Source organism: Acidovorax sp. GW458-11-26-14-TSB4 (assembly GCF_059423865.1).
Genome location: NZ_JBWKYR010000013.1, coordinates 99,756 through 125,447 on the forward strand (window position 1 = coordinate 99,756; position 25,692 = coordinate 125,447).

Genomic DNA, 25,692 nt, shown 5'->3' on the forward strand with positions numbered 1-25,692 from the left:
CGAGTGGATCGGCTCGCCACTGTCCACGCCGGCAGGTTGGCCGCACAGGATCTGCATATATGCGCAGGCAGGGCTGCGCCGCACTCCAAGGCCCTCAACCTGACCGAAGCAGCGGCAAAAAAAAGCCCGCACAGGGCGGGCTACTTGGGGACGGATGTCGCGAACGGCCGCGCCATCACCACAGCACCCCAATCAGCGCAAACGCCCCGCCCAGCACAAACATGGTCTGGAACAGCATGCTGCGCAGCTTTTCGTCCGCGCTTTCGCCGGACCACGATTCCACGCCCATGAGCTGGATCACCGAGCCCCAGGTGGCGAAGATGGCGCCCAGGGCGGCGAGGACCTTGCCCATGTCGTCCGGAAAGACCAGCTCCAGCGGCCGGCCCAGGCCCGAGTACATGATGACCAGCAGCATGAACACGCCCACGATGGCCAGGCCCGAACGCCAGAACTGGGTGCGCGTGCGCAGCAGGCGCGCGAGCGATGCCTGGCGCATGGCCTCCAGCTCGGTGCCTGAGCTCCAGGCTCCGGCCTTGTAGCGCGCTAGCTGGTCTGCGGGCTGGACGATGATGGCCAGGTCGTGCGCGGTCGCCATGTCGGCAAAGCGCCTGCGGCTGAACAGAAACGCCCACAACGTCGGGAAGGTACTGAGACGCTTGGGCACCACAGGGGGCACCGGGAAAGACATGGCTAGATTTCCGCCCTCTTTCGCAATTGCGCCATCGCACGCCGCACGGGCAGCGCAGCGCACGGCGGTGGCGCGGTGCTGCAGCCTGCGGGGTGGAACGTTCGATCTTCTGCCATCTCTGGATCATAGGCGCAGGCGCGGCGGCTGCAATGAACCAATGGCCGGCCGGGCGCTGGCGGTGTCTTGCACCGCTGCCGGCCGGGCTCAATCAGGCCCGAGCGCACGCTGGCCGCGGCTCATCTGGCCAGCAGTTTCGCCTTGAGGCCCTGGAATTCCTGCTCGGTGATGGTGCCGTCGGCCCGGAGCTTTGAGAGCTTCTGCAGCTCATCGGCCACCAGGGCCTGGCCGGGCGGCACGGGCGCGGGCGCAGGTACTGCTGCGGCAGGCGCGCTCACGCGGCGGTACTTGGCACTCTCCACACCCGCACGGGCCACCAGATCGTTCACGGCCTGCGCGTCCAGCTCGATCAGGGCGGGGGCGGCGCCCGGCCCCGACAGTTGTATGCGCAGCGGCTGTGTCCTGGCCCGCTCCACTACGCCGGGCGTGAGATCGATGAACAGTTCTTCCGAGAAGGAGCAGCCGTTCAGGCACGACACCATGCGCGCGCTGAGGCGGCCGACCTTCAGGCCCTCGCTCGCGTCCGTCTGCGCCGCAGACAGGGATTTCCAGCCGCTTGCGCCGTAGATCTCGTAATAGTGCACGTAGTAGTCGATGCTCCCCGTGCCCTTGTCCACCAGGGCGGACAAGGTCCAGCGCCGCATGTCCAGCGGGCCGGACTCGCGGCTCACCGGCAGGGCCTCCAGCTTGGCAAAACGCAGGGACTCGGCCGATGCAGGCTGGAAGCCGCCGCGCTTCTTGGCCGCCGCATTCGTGGAGCTGCCGCCCGCAAGGGTACCCAGGGGGGCTGGGGCGTCGACGAAGACGCCACGGCTCCTGGCCTCCATGTCCATGGTTTTCTGAGCAAACGCAGTGGCAGCACACATCGCCGTGGCGGCAATGGCAGCGGTGGCCCGCTTTTTCGACACTCCCTGCATGGGTCTCCCTTTCGACATCTGTGTTGTTGTGGCGGCGTCATCTTATACAACGCCTCAGATGCACCCGCGGATGACTCGTCCAGAGCGGCCGCGTCGTGCCCCTGGGCGTCACCAGCGCCGCGCGCCACCCGTCACGGCCCCATGTGCCCGCCCTGGCCGAGCACCCGCTGCTCAAGGGCTACGACCTGGTGGGCTGGTTCGCCATGGCCGCGCCAAAGAACCTGCCGCCCGCCTGGCCCAGCAGTTGAGCCAGGGCCTCAAGTCGACCTGGCCGCGCTGATGCGCAGCGGCACCGCGCAGTACGCGAAACTGGTGGACTTCGCCAAGACAAAGGATTGAGGCCCCGGGCCGTGCGATCATGCGGCAGACCCATTCCAGATCCTCTGCCCATGACGACCACCACTGCCACTACCCCTGAACAATGCGCCGCCCTGCGCACCGCCCTGCTGGGCCTGCACCGTCACCTGATCGAGCTGGAGCGGCGCGACTACGAAAAGCTGCACGGCCGCCAGTCGGCCGGCGAATTCCTGCAGGTCATGGCGTACGCCGAGTCCATGCGCTGGCTGGAGCCGCTGAGCCGCCTGATCGTGATGCTCGACGAGGCCATGGAGCCCGGCAATGCCGACGCGGCCGAAGCGCCCCACATCGTGGCCCGGCGCGTGCGCGAGATGCTCAAGCTCGAGCAATCGGCCGAGGCGGATTTTTCAAGCCACTACCAGAAGCATTTCCACACCTCGCCCGAGCTGGCGATGGCGCATGCGGCGGTGATCAAGGCGCTGGGAGCGCCCACTTAGATCGGCTTGCCCCGGGGCCGCATGCACCGTGCGCCCTCACTCATGGCGCATCCGGCTGAACGAGGTTGATCAGGTTGCCGCAGGTATCTTCCAGCAGCACCATGGTGATCGGCCCCGCGCGCATCGGCTCGCCACGGAACACCACACCGCCGGCCTTGAGCCGCGCGTAGTCGCCCGCCAGGTCCTTGGTGATGAAGGCCGTGGCAGGGATGCCCGCCTCGAACAGCGCGCGCTGGTACGTGGCCGCTGGTGCAAAGGCCATGGGTTCGAGCACCAGCTCCACGCCCTCGGCCCCCTCGGGCGAGTTCACGGTGAGCCAGCGGAAGGTGCCCATAGGGATGTCCTTGTCCTTCACGAAGCCCAGTTGCTCCGTGTAGAACTTCAGGGCCTTTTCCTGGTCGTCCACGAGGACGCTGGCGAGTTTGATCTGCATGGTGCTTGGCTCCTCAAAGTGGTTTGCGCGCTACGGCATTGAGCAGGGTTTCCTCGCGCACCTTGGGCACGCCAAAGCCCAGCCACTCGAAGGCGCCCAGGTCCTTGCGGCTCCACCACAGGTAGGGCGTGCTCACATGCTCGGGCTTCACCTCGAAGCCGGCCTCGCCCAGCATGGCCAGGAACTCCGGCGCGCTGCGCTGCACGTGCATGGGGTGGCGAAACAGCAGCCGGATCACCCAGCTGTGGATATAGGCGCGTGTGCTTTCGGCCAGCAGCAGGTGGCCGCCGGGCTTGAGCACGCGAAAGATCTCGGCCAGCGCGCTCTGCTGGTCCACGATGTGGTGCAGCGTCTGGTGGCACAGCACCAGGTCCACCGAGGCATCGGGCAGCGGGATCTTCTCGGCATGCGCATGGTGCAGCGTGACGGGGGCACTGGCCGCCTCGCGCATGGCGCCGCAGCGCTCGGCGAAGTCAGGCTCGGGGTCGAGCGCATGGATCTGGCTGGGGCGAAAGCGCTCGGCCAATTCAGGCAGTGAATGGCCCTGGCCAGTGCCGATATCCAGCACCGCACCGCCCTTGGGCAGGTCGGGCGCCAGGACCTGCAGGTCGTTGAGGGCACGCTGCAAAACATGCACGCGCCAGGTCTCTGTGGACAGGAACCACAGGCCAAAGCGGGTCTCGGGGACGAAGGCGTGGGACGACGTGGTTGCGGCCGGAGGCGACGAAAGAGAGGGCATGGATGGACGGGCTTGGGCGGAAGGCCGCCGGTTCGATATTCTGGTGGGCGGGCCGATGACCGATGCGGCATCGGGCGGCTTGCTCGTGATTACATGATAGGCCAAGAGAAGGCCCCGCCCCCTGTCCCCCGGCGCATGCAACGGTAACAGGAGCCAGCCTGGGCAGCCACACCATTAGCATCACAATCATTTGAATTCAAATGATTGTGATAAAATCATTCCCCATGAAAGAAGACCTCCCCGATCCGCGCCACCGCATTGGCATCCGCCTGGTGGGCCTGGCAAGGCGCTGGCGCCAGGCGCTGGATGCGCGCCTCTCTGCCAGCGGCCTGAGCGATGCCACCTGGGCACCGCTGATGCACCTGCACGAGCTGGGCAGCGACAGCGGTGTCTCGCAAAGCGCGCTGGCGGCGGCCGTGGGGCTCGATGGCTCCAGCTTGGTGCGGCTGCTCGACATATTGGCGGAGCGCGGCCTGATCGAGCGCCGCCCCCACCCCGAGGACCGCCGCGTGAAGCTGGTGCACCTGACCGCCGCCGGCCGCCTCACCGTGGCCGCCCTGCGCAAACAACTGCAGGCCATTGAATCGGAGCTGCTGGCCGACATTGGCGAGCAGGACGCGTTCACCCTGCTGCGCGCCTTCGAACGCATCGAAGCCCGCATTGCAGCCACGGCCTGATGGAGCCACCCATGCATGCACGCCACCCATCGCACAGCCACTTGGCTGCCGTAACCCACCTGCTCGCCCCCGCGCGCCTGCGCGAGGCCTGCGCCATCACGCCCCCGGCATCGGTGCGCAATGCCGCCGTGGCCGGCCTGCAGACCGGCCTGGCGGTGCTGATTGCCGTGGGCGCCACCCATTTGTCGCCCTGGGCGCACCTGCAAGGCTTTCCGGCACTGGGTGCCCTGGCGGCGCTGTTCGGGCGCTTTGCGCCGGCAGGCCAGCGCATGCCCGCCGTGCTGCAGGCGGGCCTGCTGCTCATAGCTTCGGTCGCACTCATGTCCGTGGCCGCGCTGGCGGGCGCCGCGCCGGCCGCCCTGCTGCTGTGCCTGGGGCTGCTGGCCGGTGCCGTGACCTGGCTGGCGGGCCATTGGCGCCTGGGCGCCCCGGGCGCGGTCATCTTCGTCTTCGCAGGCTGCGCCGCCATTGGCCCGGTGGACGGCTGGCAGGCCGCCGCCGAGCGCGTGCTCTTCACGCTGGCAGGGGTGGCCGTGGCCTGGTGCGTGTGCCGCGCGAGCGACCGGCTGCGCGCCGAGGTGCCCGCGCCTGCCGCCCCGTTGGCCGCAGCCTGCCCCACGCCACTGCCCCCGTGGGCCGCGTTGGCGCGCACCGCCCTGTGCACCGTCAGCGCTGGCCTGCTGGCCTTGGCTGCCGGCTGGCAGCACCCGGCCTGGGCCGCCATCGGCGCCATGGCGGTGCTGCAGGGCAGCCACCTGCACCTGGCCATGCACCGCGCGGTGCAGCGCACCGCCGGCACCGTGGCCGGCGCGGCACTGGCCTGGCTGGTGCTGGCCCAGCACCCCACGTTCTGGCCCCTGCTGGCGGCCGTGATCGTGCTGCAGCTGGCCACCGAGGTGGTGATAGGCGCCAACTACGCGCTGGGCCAGGTCTTCGTGACGCCCATGGCCCTGCTCATGACCTCGCTGGCCGCGCCCGGCGCGGCAGCCGGCATGCCTCTGGCGCGCGTGCTGGACACCGTGCTCGGCGCCCTGGTGGGCATGGTGTTTGCACTGGTGTTCTCGACGCTGGAAGACCGCCTGCACCTGGCGCAGCACCATGAGCGGGCGCTGGGTGCCTAGGCGCCAGCGTCGGGCGGCAACGCCCCCTGGCATGCATGCAATCCCGGGTCATGGAGCCAGATGGCTGCCGTCGCCTTTGCAAGCGCCACACCGCCATCGGCGATGATCTGGCCCATGGACCACCTTGCCACCACCGCGGCCATGATGCCCAGGCGCTGCACCGCATGAACCCCGTACTCAACCAGTCCGCCTGGCAGGACGTCTACCAGGGCTATGAAATCACCGGCGTGGCCATTCGCGACCGCGACACGCTGCAGACGCTCGCACGCAAGGCCGTGCAGCACGAAGAGGCCACGCACCTGATGGACGGCCAGATCCCCACCCGCATCGCGTCGATCTTCCTGTCGGACCCCGAAGACGACAACGTCGGCTACCAGGAGCTGGAGGGCTTTGGCTACCCACGCCTGGGCGTGAGCCGCGCGCCGTTCGAGCGGCCGGGGGGCATGGTGACGGCCATGGGGCGCGATGGCGACGTGTGGCCTTTCGGCGGCGGCAGCAACGGTCCCATGGAAAAGATCGCCCCCGGGGAGCGGCCTGCGACGCACCGCCTCAAGTGCCTTTTCGGCACCACCTACTCCGTGGGCATCGCCCGCGAGCTGTACCGGCGCGAGGCGGTGGGCCGCTGGTCGCGCATCGAGGGCATTCCCATGTCCCTGGACGAAGCATCGCTGCAGGCGGCAGGCTTCCACGACCTTGACGCGTTTTCCGAAACGGACATGTACGCCGTGGGCGGCCACGGGGATGTGTGGCACTTCAACGGGAACGCATGGCGGCAGATGGATTTTCCGAGCGACGAGCACCTGGAAACGGTGACCTGCGCCGGCAATGGCACGGTCTACATCACGGGCGAAGGGGGCTCGCTGTGGGCGGGCCTGCACTCCACCTGGCGCCTGCTGGAACGGCGCGGGTCGGGCGTGTTGTGGAACGACGCGCGCTGGTTTGGCGGCCAGTTGTGGCTGGCGTCGGACTACCAGTTGCGCGTATGGAACGGTCACGAACTGGTGGCACCGGAGCACGAAGGCAGGACGGTACTGGCATCCGGCCACATGGATGCGCACGACGGCCTGCTGGTGGTGGCGGATCTGTGGTCGGTATCGACTTTCGATGGCAACGCATGGAGAAGAATCGTGGCGCCGTATGGGGATAACCAATAGACCCTGCGGCTGCCGAAGTTGAGGCCACAGCGGTTAGGGAAACTCTGCAAAACCTCCCCCGCCTGACCAGCAGCCAGTGCCAAGCGTCCAGCACAATCGGCGCATGGATCAATACACTCTGGGCCTGGACCCACTGCCCAAGAAGACCCGCAAGGAGGTCTTCCTCGACGAGATGAACCAGGTCGTGCCCTGGGCAGTATTGGTATCCCTCATCGCCTTTTGCCCGTGGTGCACACCAGGCCCTGGGTGGCCGCCCACCGTTCCCCATCGAGACCATGCTGCGCATCCACTGCCTGCAGCTGTGGTGGAACCTGAGTGATCCCGCCATGGAAGAAGAACTGCACGAGCGGACCTTGTACCGCCGCTTTGCAGGGTTGGATGGTGCTGCCCGCATGCCTGATGAGACCACCATCCTGCGTTTCCGCCACCTGCTGGAGAAGCACCAACTGGCGCCCAAGGTACTGGCGGCCATCAATATGGGACTGGCCCAGCAGGGCCTGATGCTCAAGACCGGCACCATCGTGGACGCCACCATCATTGCAGCGCCCAGCTCGACCAAGAACAAGGAAGGTGAGCGAGACCCCGAAATGCACCAGACCAAGAAGGGCAACCAGTGGCACTTCGGCATGAAGGCGCACATTGGCGTGGATGCCGACTCGGGACTGGTGCACACCGTCATCGGCACAGCAGCCAACGTCAATGACGTGACACAGGCGGCAGGCCTGCTGCACGGCAAGGAAAAGCATGCCTGGGGCGATGCGGGATACCAGGGCGTGGACAAGCGCCAGGAGATGCAAGGCAGCAAAACGAAATGGCACGTGGCCATGTTCCCGGGTAAGCGCAAGGCGCTCGATCCAGAGAGAGAACTTCACAAGCTGCTGGACAAAGCCGAGCGACTGAAGGCCAGCGTGCGGGCCAAGGTGGAGCACCCGTTCAGGGTGATCAAGCAGCAGTTTGGCTACGCCAAGGTGCGCTACCGGGGCCTGGAGAAGAACACGGCGCGCCTCATGATGCTGTTTGCGTTGAGCAACCTGTGGATGGCTAGGAAGCGCATCATGAGCGCACAGGGATAGGTGCGCCTGTTGAGTGCAATAGTGGCACCTGCGAGGCCGAAACGGGCCTGAAAGTAGCGCCAAACTGGCCCCAAAAAGCGGATTGCGCAGGCATTGGATGAACCTGCGCCGGGCATCAGGCTCGCTGGTCTGGCGAATGGGGTTTTGCAGACCTTCCTTAGCAGCCTTGAATTTCTGCCCTCGGCCGCCACGATGGCTTGCGAGTGCCAAAATTCGCAAGCGGGTCCCATGCAGCTGCACAGATAATCCCTCCAAGATCCAACAAGGGGGGAAAGAGATGGGACGTGGACGCGAGGGGGGGGGAAGGGTGCTGTTGGTCGTTCTGGCCGTACTGGTGCTGGCGATTGGGGCCGCCATCTACAAGAATGAGTCGCGCAAGACTGCTGCCTTGGAAGCCGCTCAGCGTGCGGCGGCTGCCGCCAAGGAAGCCGAGCTCAAGCAACAGCAGGCGCGCGCAGATGCAGAACGCGCCGCATTGGAAAAAGCCCAGGAAGAAGCCAAGACAAAGGATGCCCTGGCCCTGGCGCTCAAGGCCGTTGACGATCTTTACGTCCGTTGGCAGGACGCCAGCACGGTAGCGGGAACGACATCGCGAATTGCCCTGTCCATGCCCGTGGCCACCATGCAGGCGATCAAGCGCGAGGCGGAAAATCTTATTGTTCCGCCCTGTCTGGCCGCAGGCAAGACCGAGCTGGTAAAGGGCATGCAGGCCACCATCGATGGCTACCTGGCATTCATGCTCAACACGGAAAAGCAGGGGGACATGAAGCTCTACCTCAAGTTCGAAGAGGCCAAGCCCCACTTCGTGAACTTCAGCGCAGACCGGCAGCTTTGCCCAAAGCCCTAGATGGCACCGGGTAGATTGCTTGCGCATGCCAGATTCAGGCCGATACTGCGCAACGCTGGCAAGCAGCCAGAAGCACGCGAATGGTCAACCCACAGGAGTCAAAGCATGTCTTACATCGATGGTTTCGTGATCGCGGTCCCCACGGCCAACAAGCAGAAGTTCATCGAGCACGCGCGCCAGTTCGACCCGATATTCATCGAGCTGGGCGCCATCCGCGTGATCGAGGGCTGGGGCGATGATGTCCCGGACGGCAAGCTCACCGATTTCCGCCGCGCGGTGCAGGCCACGGCAGAGGAGACAGTGGCCTTTTCGTGGGTCGAATGGCCCGACAAAGCCACACGCGACGCGGGCATGAAGAAGATGATGGAAGACCCGCGCATGGACCCGGCCAACCCCGGCAACCCACCCATGCCCTTCGATGGCAAACGCATGATCTTCGGCGGCTTCGAACAAGTGGTCGAAGTGAAGGCTTGAGCCGCCGTGGCGGGCCGCGCTGCCTATCGCGCCCCCGCCTCCCCGGGGCCCGCGTGGTGCCGCCCCAGGAAGTCCCGCACGCGCGCAGCCACCTGCGGCAAGTGCGTCTCCAGCAACCAATGGCCCCCATCGCCATGCAAGTCCAGTTCTGCATCGGGCACATCGCGCAGCCACGCCCGGGCGGACTTCTCGGGCATGTAGCCATCGCGCGTGCCCCAGGTGATCAGCGTGGGCGGCCGGTGCGCGCGCAGCCAGGCCTGGTAGCGCGGGAACCATTCGAAGTTCTCCCTCCACCCCAGGATCACGCGCGCCTGGATGTCCTTGCGCTCTTCGGTCGCCAGTTGCCAATGCAATGCCAGCAGTTCGGGCGGCATGCGCGCCACGTGGTCGCCATCCTCGGGCACGCCGTTCATGAACTCGCGGTCCCATTCCTCGCGGACCATGCCGCTGCGCAGTGACTGCAGCGCCTGTGCCTCGGGCAAGGCCAGCACCTTGAGCAGGGCCTCGTACTTGTCACCCAGCGCATCCTCGTAGATGTCGCCGTTCTGCACGATCAGGGCGGCCAGTTGCCCGGGCCGGCGCATGGCCGTCTGCAGCCCGATCCAGGTGCCGAAGTCGTGCAGGTACAGCGCAAAGCGCTGGTCGCGCGCCACCCCCACCCGGTCCAGAAACTGCTCCAGGAAGGTCGCGAACCCGCCGAAGCTGTAGTCGAAATCCGCAGGCGTGGCGCTGAACCCGCTGGCCGGAAAATCCGGCGCCAGCAGGCGCCACCGGTCCCCCAGCAGCGGCATCAGGTTGCGAAACTCGAACGACGAGCACGGATACCCGTGCGGCAGCAGCACCAGCGGCGCATCGGGCGGCCCGCACTCGCGGTAGAAGACCTCCAGGCCATCGAGCTCCAGGCGCCGGTGGTGCACAGGGGTGTACACGGCGCCTGCGCCGTCGCCATGGAGGCGGTGCTTGCTGTCTGCAGCGTGGGTCATTTCGGGCATGCTTCTTGGTAGCCCATGCAGGCCATGGGCGCAATCCGATCAGGGCATGCCAGGAAAGCCTTGCTCCGAGCGGTGTCGGACAGCATGCCGAGCGCGGACGATTCCCGTCGCCATCACGCTGAACGCGGCCGGTTGGCCAGACCGGGCACATCATGTTGGCGCAAGTACATGGCAAGCCCGCCTGATCGTTACACCATGCCCCGCGCATACAGCACAGCCAGCCGCTCCATGGCCGCCTGCACGAAGTCCTCCGGCAAGTCCTGGATGGTCTGCGACGCGGGCAGGAACACCTCCTCGCCATGCTGTGCCTCGATCACCTCCAGCGCAGCCATGCGCGCGTCGCGGTCCAGCGGGTAGGTATCACCGAAGTAAGCCAGCGTGGATTCCAGCGCCGCCAGGGTGATGGGCATGCCCAGGCTGCGCAGCCCATCGCGCGCCAGCAGGGCCATGTCGCCCGAACTGTTCCAGTAGAACTGGTTGAGGGCGCCGTTCATGGTTTCGGCCTCCAGCCACCATAACGCGATCGCTTCCTTTTCTTCGCGCATGAGGGTGTCGAAACCCTGGCGCCAGCGTTTTTCGAGTTGCTTTCAGGTGAGGCTGTTGCTCACACGCATGGGATGGCCTCCTTGCTGGCGTTCATCATGGCCTGGCCTTGCCCGGCGCAACGACAAAGCGCACGACCGCGTCCACCACGCCCGGCGCCAGCGGCTGGCCCGGGTTGGCATAGGTCGCCATGTTGGCGGCGGCATCGTCCGTGGGCACGGCCTTGAGCACGTGGTTGGTGTCGGGCAGCAGCACCAGTTGGGCGGCGGGCTGGGCCTTGGCGAGCAGGCGGGCGTCCTGCGCGGCCACCTGCAGGTCGCGCTCGCCCTGCAGCACCAGCACGGGCTTTTGGGCGGCGGCGATGAGTTGGGCCGGGTCCTGCGCAAAGGCGCTGATCAGAAAGCCCTGCAACGCCTCGTTGAACAAGGGCTGCAAGGCAGGGTGCAGGCTGGCCGGGTCCACACGGGCACCTCCCTCCAGCCGGGTGATGGCCGCCAGCGCCTGGTCCAGGAGGGGGGCGTTGGCCGGGTTGGCGCGCAACTGGTCGCGCAGCACCTGGCCCAGGGGGCGGCCGGGCGTGGCCGCCAGCACCAGGCCGCAGATGCCGCTCGCGGCCTCTCTGCCTTGCAGGGCCGCCAGCGCCACCATGCCGCCTTCGCTGTGCCCCAGCACCCAGACGCAGGGCACACCCGTGCTGCGCCGGATGGCGCCTACCCAGCTGTGCACGTCGGCCACGTAGTCGGGAATGGTGACGGCGTTGGCATCGGCCACGGCCTTGCTGCTCTCGAACATGCCGCGCTTGTCGATGCGCACCGTGGCAATGCCCCGGGCCGCCAGGCCCTGCGCCAGCAGCCTGTAGGTGGCGGCATTGACGCCCAGGGGGTTGTTGTTGCCGTTGCGGTCCGTGGGGCCCGAACCGGGGACGATGAGCACCACGGGCACCCCTGCCTGGGCAGGGGCCAGCAGGCTGCCCTTGAGCGGGCCCAGCGGGCCGCGCGCCTCGATGGGCTGGTCGCGCGGGCCAGCCGCCGGCTGCGCCATTGCAGCCAGGGCCGCGGTCGACACCACCAGGCCGAACAGAAATGTTTTCATGGAGCCGAGTATGCCCACCGCCCGGAGCAGGAATGTGAGAAGTCGTTGCCCCATGGGGTATTCATCGCAACCGCCACGGCGCGCCCTGCGCGAACTGCCCCACCATCCACGCCTTGAACGCGGCCATGGCCGCCGTGCTGAAGCGCCCCGAAGGCCGCACCAGGTAGATGCCGGCATGCGCATTGAGCCCCCAGGGTGCCAGCACCGGCACCAGGTGGCCTGCAGCGATGTCGGGACTGACCAGCCAATCGCCCGCGGCCATGATGCCCAGGCCCAGGCGCGCGGCGGCCAGCAGGGCCTCGTTGTCGTTGCTGATGAGGGTGCCCTGTATCTGCACCGATTCGGTCACGCCATCGCGCGTGAGGCGCCATTCGGGGTACGAGCGCAACCCCGTGAAACCCAGGCAGTTGTGCTGCGCAAGATCGCCCGGCACCCGCGGCGTGCCATGGCGCTGCAGATAGGCCGGCGCCGCGCAGAGGATGCGCCGGTGCTCGCACAGCCGCGTGGCGACCAGGCGGCTGTCTTCCAGTTCGCCGATGCGGATGGCCGCGTCGAAATGCTCGGCCACGATGTCGACGAAACGCTCGGCGTATTCCACCTCGACCACCACCTCGGGGTGGGCCATGGCAAAGCCGGCCACCATGGGGTGGGGCCTGTTAGCCCTATTTTCGGGGTCGCGAAGGCCCTTGTCGGCGTGCCAATCTAGGCACGCGACGCCGCGTGTGCATGTGCACAGGCAAGGAGCGCAACGACGAGTGGCGCGCCGGCAAGGGCCTTCCCTTCGGGTTGCCCGGCCTGGGGGCCGTCTGCGGCGTTGCCCGCGCTTGCAAGGTGCACACCTTGCTGCGCACGGGTGCCTAGCATCCAGCCCCCAGGCCGGGCAACGCGATCCCCGAAAATAGGGCTAACAGGCCCCAGCCACCTTCGCCCCAACGCAGCGGGCATGGAAAGGCGCAGGCGCCCACGCACCTCGCGCGCGCCCTGCGCGGCCTCTTTCTCGGCCTCGGCGATCAAGAGCGCGGCATGGCGCACCTTCTCGACCAGGCGCAGGCCATCGTCGGTAAAGCGCAGCTGGCGCGTGGTGCGCTCCACCAGGCGCACGCCCAGGCGTGCCTCCAGCGCGGCCAGGCGCTTGGAGAGCACCGAGGGGTGCTTGTTCAGCGCCCGGCCTGCGGCCGCGAACGAGCCCTCGGCATGCAGCGCGAGCAGCGTGGCAAGTTCATCGGCATGTTGGCTGTCGAGCAGGTCCATGGGGCATTCGCAAAGCAGTCACGGGGACTGTACGCCATGGCCCTGCCCTCATTTTTTCAGGGGATCAAGACAATCGCGCCTTGGGATCGGCCTTGCTCCAGATCCGCATGCGCCGCCGCCACCTCGGCCAGCGGGTAGCGGTGCCACACCTGGGGCCGGATGATGCCTGCCGCCACCGCGTCGAGCACATCGCGCGCCCGCTCCTGGTACTCGGCCGCCGTGGCGGTGTGGGCGGCCAGCGAGGGGCGCGTGGCGAACAGCGAGCCCTTGGCATTGAGCGTGCCCATGTCGATGGGTGCAGGCGCACCCGAGAGTGCCCCGAACGACACGAACAGCCCGCGCGGGCGCAGGCTGTCGAGCGAGGCCTCCAGCGACACCCGACCGATGGGGTCGTACACCACGTCGGCGCCCTGGCCCTCTGTGGCCTGCTTCACCTGCGCGGCCAATGTGGCGGGGTCGAAAACGAAGGCCTCGTGACAGCCCGCAGCCCGCGCGCGCTCCACGCTCTCGGCCTTGGACACCACGCCGATGACCAGGGCCCCCAGGTGCCGCGCCCAGGCTGCCATGATCTGCCCCAACCCGCCTGCCGCGCCGTAGAGCACGATGCGCGTGCCCGGCCCCACGGCATACGTCGTCTTGAGCAGGTACTGCACCGTGATGCCCTTGAACAGCACGGCCGCCGCATCGTCGAACGATAGCGCATCCGGCAGCTTCACCAGCCGGTCCGCCGGGAAGCGCCGCGCTCTGGCATAGGCCCCGAGCGGCCCCGCGGCATAAGCCACGCGGTCGCCCACGGCGACATTCGTCACTCCCGTGCCAATGGCCGCCACCGTGCCCGCCCCTTCGAGCCCCAGGCCCGATGGCAAGGCGATGCGCACCGCACCCTTGCGTTGGCTCACATCCAGCGGGTTCACGCCGATGGCGGCCTGGGTGAGCCAGACTTCGCCAGGGCCGGGGGACTGGGTCTGCGCTTGTTCAAGGCGCATCACCTCCGGGGCGCCGGTTGCGTGGATGACGACTTGGTGCTGCTGCTGTGCCATGCGGGCTTTCCTGCTTCTTGCGGTTGGGATCCGCCAAGGGTTAGGCATGCGAGCCCGCGACAGCAATCGGGCTGGCTGCAGTTGAGCCGTGCATGGGTTGCAGCAATGGGAGGCGTAGCGCGCTCACCCCACCACTTGCAAAGACAGGCACCGGCTCAGTCGTACGAATAATGGAAGGGCCGCGGGTCCTTCTTGGGCCACAGATCGGTGAAGTCCTCGCCCGTGGCCTCGCGGAACGCCACCCGCAGCTTCTTCTCCACCTTGCGCGTGCCCAGTTACTTCCTGAAGGTCCAGAAAGCCGCATTGGGATAGCCGGTGTAGATGAAGAAGTTGACGGTGCCCGAACCGACATCGTGTCCATCGACATCGCAGGTTTAGAACGTGTTTACGATCTTTGCGAGGCCGCGTTGGGGTGCAATCGGGATGAGTGGATGCTTCGGGTGCGCCGCATGGGCTCGTGCCCATGCAAGCAGCCGGGGCGTCCAATCGCCCGATTTCGCCCCAACCTTCGGGCAAGTGCCTTGCCGGGCGGTCCGCGGCGTTGCGGCACTTTTTGATAGCCGAGCTATCAACTGCGCACCGCGCCTTGCATCCCATCCCGGCAAGGCGCTTGCGCGGCCCCGTAAAGATCGTAAACACGTTCTTAGGCATGCAGGCGATCAGGCGGTCTTCAAAGGCATGCACCTAGTCCAGCGAGGTGAAGTAGCTGCCGGGAAACTGGAGGACCAGTTGGTAGCGCACGGGCTCGGTCGTCATGGGACAGCTTGGATTGAAGGGTTTGCAAACAGAAATTCCGGTCGGCATTGTGTCGCGCCTGGGCGCCAGGCCATTCGTGACCAGGTGTTTTTTGTGTGTGCATACGGCAGCAAAGCTGATAGAACGGCCGCCATGCGCAACACCTTCTCAGCTCCCCTCCTCTGGCTTGGGGCCCTGCTCGCCAGCCTGTTGATTCTGGCCGCTGCGCCGGCCCAAGCCACCACGCTCAGCACCGGCTACGACACCTCGTGCTCCGTCTCCAACGACTGGGTCGCCCAGTGCTGGGGCGCCGTGCCGCTGGCCAGGACCAGCAGCGCAGGCATTGCCGACCTGCGCGCGGGCAAGGGCTTCAACTGCGCGCTGCGCAAGGACGAAACCGTGAGCTGCTGGGGCACCATGGGCAGCCTCTCGTTCGGCCCGGCCACGGCTGACACACCGGGCCAGGCCATCGCAGGCGTGCGGCAGGCCACCCAGTTGGCGGTGGGCGCCACCCATGCCTGCGCGCTCAGCGGCGCTGTTGTGTACTGCTGGGGCGATGGCAGCCGGGGCCAGCGCGGCGCGCCGGTGAGCGCCACGCCATCGGCCCAGGCCTCGTATGCCGAAGGCCTGTACGACGTGACCCGTGTGGCCGCCGGCAACGGCAGCACCTGCGCGGTCAAGCGCGATGGCAGCGTGTGGTGCTACGGCACCGGCAGCCCGCAGCTCACCGCGCCGGGCGGCATGGCCCCCGCGCCCGGCACGGGCACGCGGGTGCCGGGCATCGGCGATGCGGTGGACGTGGCCCTCTTCGACGGCCACGCCTGTGTGCTGCGCAAGACCGGCGCCATCGCCTGCTGGGGCAGCAATGCCCAGGGGGAGCTGGGTACGCCGGCCAGTGCCACGCCGGTGACCGCACCGGTGGAGGTGCAGGGCCTGGGCGGTGCGGCCAAGGCCGTTGCCGTGGGCCCCGGATACAGCTGCGCCGTGCTCACCGACGGAACGGTGAAATGCTGGGGCGGCAACGCCGGCGCACAGTTGGGCATCGGCTACCACCGTGATTCAGCCGCGCCGGAAACGGGCAATGTGCTGGGCATCACCGATGCCACCGCCATCAGCACAGGCGCCACACACGCCTGCGCGGTGCTCGACGGCGGCTATGTCAACTGCTGGGGCACCGGCATCGGCCGCGGCGACGGCCTGTGCGATACTGCAGGGGCTTACTACCCGGGCGTGCAGTACAGCCATCCCACTTCCAATCTCGCTGCCTGCTTCAGTAGAGTGTCTGCCACGCCCTACGCAGTGCAGGATCTTGGCCCGCTGGCCGATGCGAACATGGTGCTGGACTGGGCAGAGGCCAGCCTTCCAAGGACTTTTCCACCCCAGTTCAACCTCCCCTCGTTGCCCGGTCGCATCGGAAACTACCTGGTCCGCGCCTACCCGGGCAACACCTACCTCGCCGTCAACGGCCACGGCACCCCGCACCTGATGTACCTGGGCCCCGACAGCGGCGGCCAGCTGCGCGACCTGGGCCGCCTTGCCCACTGGGCACGGCAAGCCCGTGCCTCCCAGCCCGTCACGCCGCCCATCAGCAACAGCTTGCAGCTGCAGCACGTATCGGTCAACGTGGACTTCTTTGGCAAGTCGTCCCAGACCAGTTGCAACAACCTGTATGTCTGGTTCATGGTGAGCCCCACCCCTGGCCATACCCTGCCCGCCGGATTCAAGCCGACCTCGATCCGGCTGCTCAAAGGCGACACCTATGTGGATGTGCCCAACGTGACAGAGGAAAGTCAATACACCCCATCACCCGACGTTTACAGGGGCCGTGCCTCGGGCTGTCCCGCCACCATCATCCGCGGGGACGCCGACGTGGAGCTGGTGCTGTATTTCACCATCGACGGGCAAGCGGGGCAGGTGCGGGCGCGGGCCAAGGTGTTGGAGACGTCCTGAGAACAAGTCCCGAGTCCTGGCCTCGGGTCAGAAATCACACGTGGTGCGTGCCGTGCACATGTTGCCGCGCTGCCGGTAGGCCTGGCTATACAGGCAGGCCGCCTCGCTCTCTACCAGCCTGATGCTGCCGAAAAGCGCCGGCCCCGCGCGGTGCGACTGCTCGCGGTGCGGCGCCCAGTAGGCCCGGTCATCGGCCGTGCACCTGCTGCACATGCAGGCCCAGCCGCGAAACGCGGCCAGATACAGCGACCGTATCGTCCGCTGCTGGCACCGCTCCCGCAAGTCGGCCATCCAGGCAGATGCGGGCCGTAGCGCCCTTGAATTCAAGCCGGGCAGATTGATCGCAGTTGCGCTTCCTTCCATCGTGCACCTGCACCGAGGCGACACGCACATCCACGCGCGAAGGCGCGCCGAAGGTCCACCCCAGCAGGGCCGCCCATCCCCATGGGATGGAAATCAAAAAGCCCGCCATGAACACCACCATCGTGGGATACAAGAAAACCCAGCGCACAAACCCTGTAGGGTACTGCGCTCGAATCGACCCGGTCGATCTTTCATGGAGATACAGGCCCACCGCGCATACCGGTGCCAGCACCACAAACAATTGCCCTCCCAACGCACCGTAGGCAGTACCTCCCGACCAGATGAAACCCGATCCAAGGGTGACTTCCAACAACAGCCCGGCGAACGCGGCGGCAAAAACCAGTGCGACGACGATGCGCACCCTGTCCGATGTCCCTCGGTGGCGAAGCGGCCTCCCCGCACTGCGGTGCGCAGCATGGGCATCCGGGGTCTCAATGGCTTGCTGCGGTTGCTGCGGTTGCTGTTGCGGCAACCCCGCCGCGCGCATCTGGGCCTGCAGGATGGCATCCAGCCGGGCCTCGATGGCTGCGCTGGCCTTGGCATCCAGCAGCCCTTTTTCTTCGAGCGCCATGCCTTCCCGAAGCACGGCCGCCACCTCCGGCCCCAGGGCGTCGACGGCGTTACCTGGCGCGGTCTGCGCAGGCAGCAGGGTGTTGGCAGGCTTACTTGGCATGGATCTCCCGCACATACAAACCCAGGCGCGAAACGCGCCCATACACCGCCACTGCATCCCCAGCCCCTGGCGCCTTGGCTGCCAGGCGATCCTCCACGCAGATGCGTGCAACCGTGCCACGGAACTCCAGGCGCGCATGCTGGCCGCAGGGAACATAGTTGCGCAGCACTTCGACCGAGACCACGCGCGCGTCCACGCGCTGCGGCGTGCCGGCCATCCACCCCAGGTAAGCCACCCAGCCCCAGGGCGCAGCGGCCATCGCTGCTGCGCACATCAACGCCAGGAAAGGGTACGCGATCACCGTGCGGAAGAACGCGCCAGGAATGGTTTGCGCCAGCTCGGGCAAGACCCGTTCAAAGCGAAAGAATGCCCAGACGAAGACCGGGACCAGGGCACCCACCACCCAAGGCATGGCAGCGCGCAACGCGGCGCTGCCGAAGAACAGGAAGCCCCCGCCCATGGACAGCTCGAAATACAGGCCGCCAAGCACAAACACCAGCGCTACAACGGCGGGAATCGCGAAGCGGTAAGCCAGCAGCTTCCTGGCGGAAAGCCTTTCGCGCTGCAGCCGGTTCAACCGGGCCTGCCGCGCCCGCGAGGCATAGGCATCACCCATGCCACTGCGGATCTGGTCCAGCACCTGCAGCTCGGCATACCGCTGCCGGGCGGCCAGCTCCTGCGGGCTTTTACGACGGCTTGGCTGAGCGCCGGCATGGGCGCTGCTGGTCAGTGGCGTCACCTCCCCTGTGCGAAGCGCCTTGCCAGGCGGTGCATTACTGGCCGCAGGCAGCAGGGAGGCTCCCGGGCGGAGCCTGTCTCTCATGTTCTGGTCGTTCTTGTTTGTTGGATGGAAAAAATCCCTCGCAACCATCGTAAGCGCAGCCCCGGAATCGGCCAATTCCGCGTTTGCCATGCAGTTTGTGGGTGATTTGGGCAGCCCTCAACGCACCGCGCAACGGCGCCAAAACGCCTGCAGCATTCATGTTTGTCACGTACCATGGCACGCCCTGCCGCAACTGTTTTGTTTTGACCGAAAAGGAGCTGGACCTACCATGTGCGATTCCAACGACGATCTCCACAAGTACACCCGCCGCGACTTCACCGCGTGGGCGGCTTCCGCCGGTTTGCTGACCACCTTGCCGGCGGTGGCCAACGCCGCAGCGGTGGCCGAGCGTGACGTGACCATCACCACGCCGGACGGCAGCTGCGATGCCTACTTCGTCGCCCCGACCTCTGGCCCGGCCCCCGGCGTGCTGGTATGGCCCGACATATTCGGCCTGCGCCCGGCCTTCCGGCAGATGGGCAAGCGCCTGGCCGAGTCGGGCTACAGCGTGCTCGTCGTCAACCCCTTCTACCGGCAGAAGAAGGCGCCGACCGCACCACAGGGCGGCCAGACGCCGATTGCCGAGGTGATGCCCCTGATGCAGGCCCTGACGCCCGCCATGCACCTGAGCGACGGCAAGACCTTCGTGGCCTGGCTCGACGCCCAGGCCGAGGTGGACAAGGCGCGCAAGATCGGTACCACCGGCTACTGCATGGGCGGGCCGATTGCGGTGCGCACGGCCACGGTGGCGGCGGGCCGCGTGGGTGCCGTGGCGAGCTTCCACGGCGCCGCCATGGTGACGCCAGCGCCCGACAGCCCCCACCGCCTGGTGGCGCAGACCAAGGCGCAGTACCTGATTGCGATTGCCGAGAACGACGACACCAAGGACCCCGAGTCCAAGACCAGCCTGCGCACCGCGTTCGAGAGCGCCAAGCTGCAGGCCGAGGTGGAGGTCTACCCCGCCGCGCACGGCTGGTGCCCGCCCGACACGCGGGTCTACGACGCCGCCCAGGCCGACCGCGCCTGGACACGCATGCTCGCCACATTCGGCAAGGCACTGGCCTGATCCCGGCCTGAATGAACGCATCCCCGGCGCTGCGGCGCCCGGGCATGCATGTGCGGGGTTGCCTCAGGGCAGCCCAGGTGGTTCAATCCCGCCCGCGAAACGACTTCATCAGCATCCAGATGCACACGGCCATGCCCACCAGCGGGATGGCCGCCACCGCGGCCACCAGGGCGCGCGCGGCCGGGCCCCAGTCGAAATCGCGCCCCGTGCGCCAGGCGCCGAAGGCGGCGATCAAGCCCAGGATGTACATGCCCGTGCGAAAGCTCGGGCCGGATTTGCCCGAGGCGATGAGCAGCACCACGCTGGCCGCGCCGATGGCCAGGCCCAGGTGGCCCAGGTGCACAGAGGTGCCCTTGCGGGATGCATCGCTGCGGCGCGCCCCGGCCCGGCGGGTGCCGTTGTCCTCATCTTCTTCTTCGTCGGCGCGGTTGCGCGAGGGCCTGGGCGGGGAGGATGGCGACGGCGATGCACCACCCTGCGGCGGTGCGGCGCCGCCGCCGGCACGGCCCCAGTCGGTGCCCGACAACCCTGCCATCGCTGCACCGCTGGCCGCACCTGCGACGGCGGAAGCGGCGGGCGCAACGCCCCGCCCTGCCGCGCTGCCGGCGCCAGCCTGCAAACCCTTCTCGCGCAGCACGGCGCGCAGGCGGCCGGGTTCGCGCAGGGCCGCGACCAGCGCGCGCACAGGGCCTTGTTCGTTTGGCGCGATCTTCAGGGCGTCCACGCGCACGGTGGTGCCGCGCGTGTTGGCCAGCATGAAGAGCGCCTGGGCCACCAGCCTATCCCTGGGCCCGCCGCTGCCGTTCTCGATGGCCACCCCCAGGTTGTAGGTCGCGTCGGCGTGGCCGGCCTCGGCCGCCTGGGCATACCAGTCGCGCGCCAGGGCCAGGTTCACCGCGCCGCCGTCGCGGCCGTGCTCGTCCAGCGTGCCCATATGGTAGGCCGCATGCGGGTTGCCCTCGCGCGCAAACCAGCCCACCAGGTCGCGCGCGACCGAACCGGTCCACACGACGGGAGCGGTCGCGTGCGCGGCCGGCTCCAGGGGCGCCAGGCTCAGCCCGCCTGGGGATGCGGCCGCTTCCTTCGCCTGGCGCTGCCTTTGCTCCTGCTGCCGCTGCTCTTGGGCCGCGGCGTTCCACTTGGCGGCCAGGGCCATGTCCACCGGGCCGCCCCAACCGCGCTCGTGCATCAGCGCGAACAGGCGCTTGGCGGGCTCGTGGTCCCAATCCACGGCGCGCTGGCACCAATAGCGCGCGTTCTCGAAATTGGGCTCCTCCCAGCCGATCACCGCCTCCAGCGCGCGCTGGAAGGCCGCCACCTCGTGGCCCTGCAGGGCCGCAGCCTCCAGGCCGTCGGAGGCTTCAATGCGCTTTCGGCTGTAGAGCATCATCTGCTCGGTGCGCGCAAAGGCCTCGTCCAACGCCTTGCGTTCGCTGTCGATGATGGACAGCAGCAGCGAACCCGATGCGGACTTGAGCCGCGCATGCAGGGTCTGGATGCGCCCCTTGGCATCGTCCGGGAAGCGCTCGTAGAAGGCCTGCGCATCCGCGCGCGTGGCCTGGTCGTAGGCGCCCATCATCTGCAGCGCGGCCGCCAGTTCGAAGTGGCGGCGCCGGTCCAGCGTGCCGAAGCGCAGCGCCCGGCCCAGCGCGTACTGGGCATGCGGATTGCCGCGCGCGGCATGGTGGCGGTACTCGGCCCAGGCGGTGTCCAGATCACCCGCCTCGCGCGCCTGCTCTGCGCGCCGGACCTGCAGGTCCGGCTCCTCGGGCGTGTCGCCATTGCCCAGGTAGTGCACGCCGCTTTGCGGGTCGTACAGGTTCAGGCCCAGCCGGGTGGCCTGCTCCCAAGCCAGGTTGAAGGCCGCATCCCAATGCTCCGTGCGGGTGTTGATGCCAAAACCCAGCGTGGCATCGTCGGTGACACCGTCCTCGCTGCCGTCCAGCCACACGTCCATCGCTTCGGGGTAGCGCTCCTGCAGCGCCCGGCCCCACTCCAGGAACTTGGGGTTCTGCCCTGGCGGCGGGCTGTCGCTGACGCGCTCGAACTGCGCATCGGCCTCCTTCTTGGTGGTCGGCCACGGCCAATCGGCGGGTTTTTCCCACAGCTGCAGGGTGTAACTCATCGGTAGGTCCCTCCCAAGAACGCGGCGGTGCCGGTGTTTTGGGGGGAATTCTAGGGCGCTGCGTGCGTGTCGGGCGGGCCACGGCAGCGCCGCAGCCGGCTCATCTGCCGCATTTCGTTACACCAAGCCTGTGACCGCAGCCACACGTGCCGGGGAAGCCGCGTTCCTAGAATCGCCCAAAAACATCCCGAGAGGTTGAGGACCATGGACGACAGACACACCCCGGTGCGTGCACCACGGCTGGTGCGCAGGGCATTGGCCATCGTTGCGCTGGCGCTGCCCGCTGCCTTTGCGCCCCCGGCATCGATGGCCACCACCGTGAGCATGGGCTACGGCCATGGCTGCTCGGTGGCCGATACCACTCTGGCGACCTGCTGGGGCAGCCTGGCGCTGCCGGACCTCGGTCCTTTCACGGTGAGCGACGTGAAGGTGGGCCGCGACTTCAGCTGTGCCCGGCTGGGCGGCGTAGTCAAGTGCTGGGGCAACAACGATGTCTCGCAGCTGGGCGAGTCGGCCACCAACCCCGAAGGCCAATGGGCGCGCGGGCCCCAGCAGGCACAGCAGATCGCCGTGGGGCCGCGGCACGCATGCGCTCTTTCCTATGGCGCAATTTACTGCTGGGGCGATGCCAGCCAGGGCCAGATGGGTGAGCCCGCCCGGGCGAGCGTGCCGGTGGCGAGCCAAGTCCAGGGGCTCAAGAGGGTTGTGCACATTGCCGCAGGCAACGGCGCCACCTGCGTGGTCCAGGAGGACCGCAGCGTGGCCTGCGTGGGCGCGGGCAGCGGCCTGGCGGGTGCCGCCGAGGCACCGCGCACGCCCCGCACGGTGCCCGGCATCGGCGACGCGCTGGAGGTGTCGATCTTCGATGGCCATGCCTGCGTGCTGCGCGTGGGCGGCAAGGTCTCGTGCTGGGGCAACAACCGCTACGGCGAGCTGGGCGTGCCGGCCAGCAGCGGCCCGCTCACCAGCCCCGTGGAGGTGCCCGGCCTGGGCGCGGCCGCCAAGGCCGTGGCAGTGGGCAATGGCTACACCTGTGCGCTGCTGGAGGGCGGCACGGTGAAGTGCTGGGGCACCCATGCCAACGGCCAGCTGGGCACGGGCCTGGCCCCCAGCACCGCCACCCCGGCCACGGGCCTGGTCATCGGCATCACCGATGCCACCGCCATCAGCGCAGGCCAGACGGCGGCGTGCGCGGCCCTCGAAGGCGGCTACGTACAGTGCTGGGGCGAAGGCGCGGGCTGGAGCAGCTACCCCTGCCGCGTCCCCGGCGGCCCCTACCCCGGGCATGCCGACTCCTTTATCGACCTGCCCGTATGCCGCGCGCCCGGCTCCGCCGCGCCCATGGCCGTCAAGGGCCTGGGTCCGGCGAACGATGCGGTGCAGGTGCTGGAGTGGGCAGAGAGGACCCTGCCGCAGATCTTTGCCGCCCAGGCCGCCGACATGCCGGGCCATATCGACAGCTACTACCTGCGCACGTACCCGGGCGGACACCAGCTGGCCGTCAATGGCAATGGCACGCCGCACCTCATGTACCTGGGGCCCATCACAGGGGGGCAACTGGCCGACCTGGGACCGCTGCGCCAATGGCTGCGCAAGGCGGCCGAGCACGAAGGCATGGTGAGCGGCATGCAGCTCCAGGCGGCCCCCTACGTCAAGCTGATCGGCTACAACGGGGTATGCGATGGATTCACGGTTCCCTACGCCATCCGGGGTGGTTTGCACGGTTTGCCAGCAGATGCGGTCACCACCTCGGTGCGTGTGGAAGGCGGCGGAAAATCCATGGAATTCCCCATCCTGAGCCGGTTCCAGATGACGGTCCTCACCACCGAGAGCGACTGGATTTCCCAACGCACGCGCCGACAGGGCGAACCCATCCCTTCCGGTATGAAGGAAGAACCTGTGCTGTTCGGCAGGGCGCAAGGTTGCCCCAGCTTCGGTAAGGTGTCCGAAGACGTGGATGTGATCGTCTTCTACGCCCTCGGCAACCGCAAGGGGCAGTTGCGCACCCGAGCAAAGATCGACTCGGTGATCTAGGCGGCGCAGCCCTGGCCTTGTTCTCTCGCATCTTCAAAGGACCAACGCCATGACAGGAAGATTCAATGCCGCGACGCTTCTCCAGAAGCTGCTCGCCAGCGCCGCCCTGCTGCTGGCCGCCGCATTCACGCCCACGGCATCCATGGCCACCACGATCAGCGTGGGCCACAGCCACGGCTGCTCGGTATCCGACACCCACCAGCCCACCTGCTGGGGCAGCCTGCCCATGCAGGACCAGGCGCCCGACACGGTGCTCGACGTGCGGGCGGGGCGCGATTTCAGCTGCGCCCTGATGGCGGGCCGCACCGTGCGCTGCTGGGGCAACAACGATTTTTCGCAACTGGGCGTCAACGCCATCACCACAGCCAGCCCGGGCGTGGGAGGCGTGTGGCGCTTCACGCAACTGGCGGTGGGCGCAACGCATGCCTGCGCCCTGCTCGACTCCCAGGCCTACTGCTGGGGCGACGGCAGCCGAGGACAGCTGGGCGCTGGCAGTGCAGCCAGCTCGGCGGCTCCCATCGCGGTGGAGGGGCTGTCCAAGGCTGTGCACCTCGCGGCGGGCCAGGGTGCCACCTGCGTGGTGCAGTGGGACGGCAAGGTCGTCTGCGTCGGCCTGGGCAGCGAGCTCTCGGGCGGCCTGGATGAGCCGCGCGTGGCGCGCACCGTGCCCGGCATCACCGATGCACGCGAGGTCGCGCTCTTCGACGGCCACGCCTGCGTGCTGCGCGCGCAGGGCAAGGTGTCGTGCTGGGGGCGCAACAGCCATGGTCAGTTGGGCACGCCGGCCGGCAGCGACATCCAGCGCAGCCCGGTCGAGGTGGCGAACCTGGGCGCGGCGGCCAAGGCCGTCGCCGTGGGCAACGGCTTCAGCTGCGCCCTGCTGGTCAATGGCACCGTGAGGTGCTGGGGCAACAACACCAATGGCCAATTGGGCACGGCCCTGGGGGGTGCCGCCACCGGGCTGGTCACCGGCATCACCACCGCCACCGCCATCAGCGCCGGGCAGACAGCGGCCTGCGTGGCCCTGCACGGCGGCTATGTGCAGTGCTGGGGCCAGGGCACGGGTTGGGGCAACGGCATCTGCGGCACACTGGGCGGTACCTACCCGGAGCACCCTGCATCGTGGGGCCCCATTGTTGACATCGCCATCTGCCGCCCACCGGGCTCGTTCGCACCGCTGGCCGTCAAAGGCCTGGGCGCCGCCAGCGATGCAGCCCAGGTGCTGGACTGGGCCGAGCAGGCCATGCCCGGGACCTTCCAGGCCCAGGCATCCACCGATCCGGATCCGGGCAATACCCAGCTCCACTTGCGCCAGTACCCGGGCGGCCACACCCTGGGCGTCAACGCCCATGGCACGCCGCACCTGCTGTACCTGGGGCCCATCAGCGAGGGCCGGCTGCTCGACCTGGGGCCGCTGGACCGCTGGCTGAGCGAGGCACGCCAGGAGGAAGGCGAGAAAAGCGGCCTGCAGCTGCAGGCCGCGCCCTACCTCAACCTCATGCCCGGCGTCGCCTTCACGGACCGGATCCCCAGCCCGTGCAGCGACTTCCTGGTGCCCTTTGCCATTCGCGGCGGTGCGAACGGCTTGCCCAAAGGGCTGGTCGCCACCAGCGTGCGGGTGCAGAACACCAGCGGCACGGGCATGGAGTTCCCCATCCGCGAGCAATACCGCCAGGAGCGCCTGACAACCGATACGGACTGGATCATGCAGCGCATCCTCCAGCCAGGCCAAGCCGTGCCGGCCGGGATGAAGCAGGAAACGGTGCTGGCCGGCGTTGCCGCAGGCTGCCCGGTGGCAGTGGGCACGAACGACGAGGTGGGCGTGACGGTGCTCTACACCCTGGACGGCCGCAAGGGACAGCTGCGCACGCGGGCCTCGGTGAGCGCAGCCTACTGACCGCGGCCTGGGGGCAGTTGCATCCGCCTCAAGCATTCGCCCGCAACGCCAGGGTCACGCCATGCGGCAGGCGG

At 67.9% G+C, this 25,692-nt stretch carries 23 protein-coding genes and 2 pseudogenes; 12 read left to right on the forward strand and 13 right to left on the reverse strand.

Annotation, left to right across the window (positions count from 1 at the left end; genetic code table 11):
- Window positions 1–175 precede the first annotated feature (175 nt).
- Complete coding sequence (locus AC07X5_RS23085) at window positions 176–688, reverse strand: hypothetical protein (protein WP_494771997.1); 513 nt, start codon at window positions 686–688, stop codon at window positions 176–178.
- Between the two features lie 236 nt (window positions 689–924).
- The gene (locus tag AC07X5_RS23090; RefSeq protein ID WP_494771998.1) at window positions 925–1,722 is read right to left on the reverse strand and encodes an SHOCT domain-containing protein; all 798 of its coding nucleotides are present in this window, start codon (window positions 1,720–1,722) and stop codon (window positions 925–927) included.
- A 95-nt stretch (window positions 1,723–1,817) separates the two neighbouring features.
- On the opposite strand from AC07X5_RS23090, the gene AC07X5_RS23095 reads away from it, so the two are divergent.
- Window positions 1,818–1,970 (forward strand): hypothetical protein, encoded by a 153-nt coding sequence (locus AC07X5_RS23095; RefSeq protein WP_494771999.1) that lies wholly within the window; start codon window positions 1,818–1,820, stop codon window positions 1,968–1,970.
- Between the two features lie 141 nt (window positions 1,971–2,111).
- Window positions 2,112–2,516: a hypothetical protein gene (locus AC07X5_RS23100; RefSeq protein ID WP_494772000.1), complete on the forward strand. Its 405-nt coding sequence runs from the start codon at window positions 2,112–2,114 to the stop codon at window positions 2,514–2,516.
- Between the two features lie 40 nt (window positions 2,517–2,556).
- Here AC07X5_RS23100 and AC07X5_RS23105 read toward each other — a convergent pair whose 3' ends face one another.
- Both AC07X5_RS23105 and AC07X5_RS23110 read right to left on the reverse strand, forming a co-directional pair.
- Window positions 2,557–2,949, reverse strand: coding sequence for a VOC family protein (locus AC07X5_RS23105; protein ID WP_494772001.1), 393 nt, complete (start codon window positions 2,947–2,949; stop codon window positions 2,557–2,559).
- Window positions 2,950–2,962: 13 nt separating this feature from the next.
- A complete protein-coding gene (locus AC07X5_RS23110; protein ID WP_494772002.1) occupies window positions 2,963–3,688 on the reverse strand; it encodes a class I SAM-dependent methyltransferase in 726 nt (241 codons plus the stop codon).
- A 224-nt stretch (window positions 3,689–3,912) separates the two neighbouring features.
- Here AC07X5_RS23110 and AC07X5_RS23115 point away from each other — a divergent pair, with 224 nt between their 5' ends.
- The 6 genes from AC07X5_RS23115 (at window position 3,913) to AC07X5_RS23140 (ending at window position 9,034) form a co-directional block, all read left to right on the forward strand.
- A complete protein-coding gene (locus AC07X5_RS23115) occupies window positions 3,913–4,365 on the forward strand; it encodes a MarR family winged helix-turn-helix transcriptional regulator (protein ID WP_494772003.1) in 453 nt (150 codons plus the stop codon).
- A gap of 11 nt (window positions 4,366–4,376) precedes the next feature.
- On the forward strand, window positions 4,377–5,486 hold the full coding sequence (locus AC07X5_RS23120; RefSeq protein WP_494772004.1) for an FUSC family protein: 1,110 nt from the start codon (window positions 4,377–4,379) through the stop codon (window positions 5,484–5,486).
- Between the two features lie 164 nt (window positions 5,487–5,650).
- Complete coding sequence (locus tag AC07X5_RS23125; protein WP_494772005.1) at window positions 5,651–6,640, forward strand: hypothetical protein; 990 nt, start codon at window positions 5,651–5,653, stop codon at window positions 6,638–6,640.
- A 103-nt stretch (window positions 6,641–6,743) separates the two neighbouring features.
- A protein-coding gene (locus tag AC07X5_RS23130) for an IS5 family transposase (protein WP_494772006.1) occupies window positions 6,744–7,713 on the forward strand; the annotation gives its coding sequence in 2 pieces (ribosomal slippage) (window positions 6,744–6,881 and window positions 6,883–7,713; 969 coding nt in all).
- 277 nt (window positions 7,714–7,990) lie between these two features.
- Window positions 7,991–8,560 (forward strand): hypothetical protein, encoded by a 570-nt coding sequence (locus AC07X5_RS23135; protein WP_494772007.1) that lies wholly within the window; start codon window positions 7,991–7,993, stop codon window positions 8,558–8,560.
- Between the two features lie 105 nt (window positions 8,561–8,665).
- Window positions 8,666–9,034: a DUF1428 domain-containing protein gene (locus AC07X5_RS23140; protein ID WP_494772008.1), complete on the forward strand. Its 369-nt coding sequence runs from the start codon at window positions 8,666–8,668 to the stop codon at window positions 9,032–9,034.
- 23 nt (window positions 9,035–9,057) lie between these two features.
- On the opposite strand, the gene AC07X5_RS23145 is transcribed toward AC07X5_RS23140, so the two are convergent.
- The 6 genes and pseudogenes from AC07X5_RS23145 to AC07X5_RS23170 form a co-directional block, all read right to left on the reverse strand.
- A complete protein-coding gene (locus AC07X5_RS23145) occupies window positions 9,058–10,017 on the reverse strand; it encodes an alpha/beta fold hydrolase (RefSeq protein ID WP_494772009.1) in 960 nt (319 codons plus the stop codon).
- A 197-nt stretch (window positions 10,018–10,214) separates the two neighbouring features.
- Window positions 10,215–10,571 carry a DMP19 family protein gene (locus tag AC07X5_RS23150; protein ID WP_494772010.1) on the reverse strand — a complete coding sequence of 119 codons (357 nt, stop codon included), beginning with the start codon at window positions 10,569–10,571 and terminating at the stop codon, window positions 10,215–10,217.
- 94 nt (window positions 10,572–10,665) lie between these two features.
- Window positions 10,666–11,661 carry an alpha/beta hydrolase gene (locus AC07X5_RS23155; protein ID WP_494772011.1) on the reverse strand — a complete coding sequence of 332 codons (996 nt, stop codon included), beginning with the start codon at window positions 11,659–11,661 and terminating at the stop codon, window positions 10,666–10,668.
- Window positions 11,662–11,722: 61 nt separating this feature from the next.
- A pseudogene (locus AC07X5_RS23160) lies at window positions 11,723–12,301 on the reverse strand (substrate binding domain-containing protein); the annotation flags it as partial.
- Between the two features lie 266 nt (window positions 12,302–12,567).
- Window positions 12,568–12,912 (reverse strand): annotated as a pseudogene (locus AC07X5_RS23165) (LysR family transcriptional regulator); the annotation flags it as partial.
- A gap of 56 nt (window positions 12,913–12,968) precedes the next feature.
- Window positions 12,969–13,952, reverse strand: a complete 984-nt coding sequence (locus AC07X5_RS23170) for a quinone oxidoreductase family protein (protein WP_494772012.1) — start codon at window positions 13,950–13,952, stop codon at window positions 12,969–12,971.
- 888 nt (window positions 13,953–14,840) lie between these two features.
- Between AC07X5_RS23170 and AC07X5_RS23175 the strand changes: the two genes are divergently transcribed.
- Entirely contained in the window at window positions 14,841–16,637 is a 1,797-nt protein-coding gene (locus AC07X5_RS23175) for an RCC1 domain-containing protein (RefSeq protein ID WP_494772013.1), read from the forward strand.
- A gap of 187 nt (window positions 16,638–16,824) precedes the next feature.
- Here the strand turns inward: AC07X5_RS23175 and AC07X5_RS23180 are convergent, their stop codons facing one another.
- Both AC07X5_RS23180 and AC07X5_RS23185 read right to left on the reverse strand, forming a co-directional pair.
- Entirely contained in the window at window positions 16,825–17,673 is an 849-nt protein-coding gene (locus tag AC07X5_RS23180) for a hypothetical protein (protein ID WP_494772014.1), read from the reverse strand.
- Window positions 17,663–18,412 (reverse strand): hypothetical protein, encoded by a 750-nt coding sequence (locus tag AC07X5_RS23185; protein ID WP_494772015.1) that lies wholly within the window; start codon window positions 18,410–18,412, stop codon window positions 17,663–17,665. Before AC07X5_RS23185 ends, AC07X5_RS23180 begins: the two co-directional genes overlap by 11 nt.
- Window positions 18,413–18,725: 313 nt before the next feature.
- On the opposite strand from AC07X5_RS23185, the gene AC07X5_RS23190 reads away from it, so the two are divergent.
- Window positions 18,726–19,562, forward strand: a complete 837-nt coding sequence (locus AC07X5_RS23190; protein ID WP_494772016.1) for a dienelactone hydrolase family protein — start codon at window positions 18,726–18,728, stop codon at window positions 19,560–19,562.
- An 82-nt stretch (window positions 19,563–19,644) separates the two neighbouring features.
- Here the strand turns inward: AC07X5_RS23190 and AC07X5_RS23195 are convergent, their stop codons facing one another.
- Window positions 19,645–21,687: a tetratricopeptide repeat protein gene (locus AC07X5_RS23195; protein WP_494772017.1), complete on the reverse strand. Its 2,043-nt coding sequence runs from the start codon at window positions 21,685–21,687 to the stop codon at window positions 19,645–19,647.
- A 204-nt stretch (window positions 21,688–21,891) separates the two neighbouring features.
- Between AC07X5_RS23195 and AC07X5_RS23200 the strand changes: the two genes are divergently transcribed.
- Both AC07X5_RS23200 and AC07X5_RS23205 read left to right on the forward strand, forming a co-directional pair.
- Window positions 21,892–23,721 (forward strand): RCC1 domain-containing protein, encoded by a 1,830-nt coding sequence (locus tag AC07X5_RS23200; protein WP_494772018.1) that lies wholly within the window; start codon window positions 21,892–21,894, stop codon window positions 23,719–23,721.
- 49 nt (window positions 23,722–23,770) lie between these two features.
- Window positions 23,771–25,618, forward strand: a complete 1,848-nt coding sequence (locus tag AC07X5_RS23205) for an RCC1 domain-containing protein (protein WP_494772019.1) — start codon at window positions 23,771–23,773, stop codon at window positions 25,616–25,618.
- Window positions 25,619–25,692 lie beyond the last annotated feature (74 nt).

Bases quoted from the DNA above. Each gene is read 5' to 3' on its own strand.
- AC07X5_RS23175 (WP_494772013.1), top strand. From the start codon at position 14,841: ATGCGCAACACCTTCTCAGCTCCCCTCCTCTGGCTTGGGGCCCTGCTC.
- AC07X5_RS23190 (WP_494772016.1), top strand. From the start codon at position 18,726: ATGTGCGATTCCAACGACGATCTCCACAAGTACACCCGCCGCGACTTC.
- AC07X5_RS23195 (WP_494772017.1), bottom strand. From the start codon at position 21,687: ATGAGTTACACCCTGCAGCTGTGGGAAAAACCCGCCGATTGGCCGTGG.
- AC07X5_RS23170 (WP_494772012.1), bottom strand. From the start codon at position 13,952: ATGGCACAGCAGCAGCACCAAGTCGTCATCCACGCAACCGGCGCCCCG.
- AC07X5_RS23120 (WP_494772004.1), top strand. From the start codon at position 4,377: ATGCATGCACGCCACCCATCGCACAGCCACTTGGCTGCCGTAACCCAC.
- AC07X5_RS23105 (WP_494772001.1), bottom strand. From the start codon at position 2,949: ATGCAGATCAAACTCGCCAGCGTCCTCGTGGACGACCAGGAAAAGGCC.
- AC07X5_RS23090 (WP_494771998.1), bottom strand. From the start codon at position 1,722: ATGCAGGGAGTGTCGAAAAAGCGGGCCACCGCTGCCATTGCCGCCACG.
- AC07X5_RS23135 (WP_494772007.1), top strand. From the start codon at position 7,991: ATGGGACGTGGACGCGAGGGGGGGGGAAGGGTGCTGTTGGTCGTTCTG.
- AC07X5_RS23150 (WP_494772010.1), bottom strand. From the start codon at position 10,571: ATGCGCGAAGAAAAGGAAGCGATCGCGTTATGGTGGCTGGAGGCCGAA.
- AC07X5_RS23085 (WP_494771997.1), bottom strand. From the start codon at position 688: ATGTCTTTCCCGGTGCCCCCTGTGGTGCCCAAGCGTCTCAGTACCTTC.
- AC07X5_RS23180 (WP_494772014.1), bottom strand. From the start codon at position 17,673: ATGCCAAGTAAGCCTGCCAACACCCTGCTGCCTGCGCAGACCGCGCCA.
- AC07X5_RS23200 (WP_494772018.1), top strand. From the start codon at position 21,892: ATGGACGACAGACACACCCCGGTGCGTGCACCACGGCTGGTGCGCAGG.
- AC07X5_RS23140 (WP_494772008.1), top strand. From the start codon at position 8,666: ATGTCTTACATCGATGGTTTCGTGATCGCGGTCCCCACGGCCAACAAG.
- AC07X5_RS23125 (WP_494772005.1), top strand. From the start codon at position 5,651: ATGAACCCCGTACTCAACCAGTCCGCCTGGCAGGACGTCTACCAGGGC.
- AC07X5_RS23205 (WP_494772019.1), top strand. From the start codon at position 23,771: ATGACAGGAAGATTCAATGCCGCGACGCTTCTCCAGAAGCTGCTCGCC.
- AC07X5_RS23145 (WP_494772009.1), bottom strand. From the start codon at position 10,017: ATGACCCACGCTGCAGACAGCAAGCACCGCCTCCATGGCGACGGCGCA.
- AC07X5_RS23155 (WP_494772011.1), bottom strand. From the start codon at position 11,661: ATGAAAACATTTCTGTTCGGCCTGGTGGTGTCGACCGCGGCCCTGGCT.
- AC07X5_RS23110 (WP_494772002.1), bottom strand. From the start codon at position 3,688: ATGCCCTCTCTTTCGTCGCCTCCGGCCGCAACCACGTCGTCCCACGCC.
- AC07X5_RS23100 (WP_494772000.1), top strand. From the start codon at position 2,112: ATGACGACCACCACTGCCACTACCCCTGAACAATGCGCCGCCCTGCGC.
- AC07X5_RS23115 (WP_494772003.1), top strand. From the start codon at position 3,913: ATGAAAGAAGACCTCCCCGATCCGCGCCACCGCATTGGCATCCGCCTG.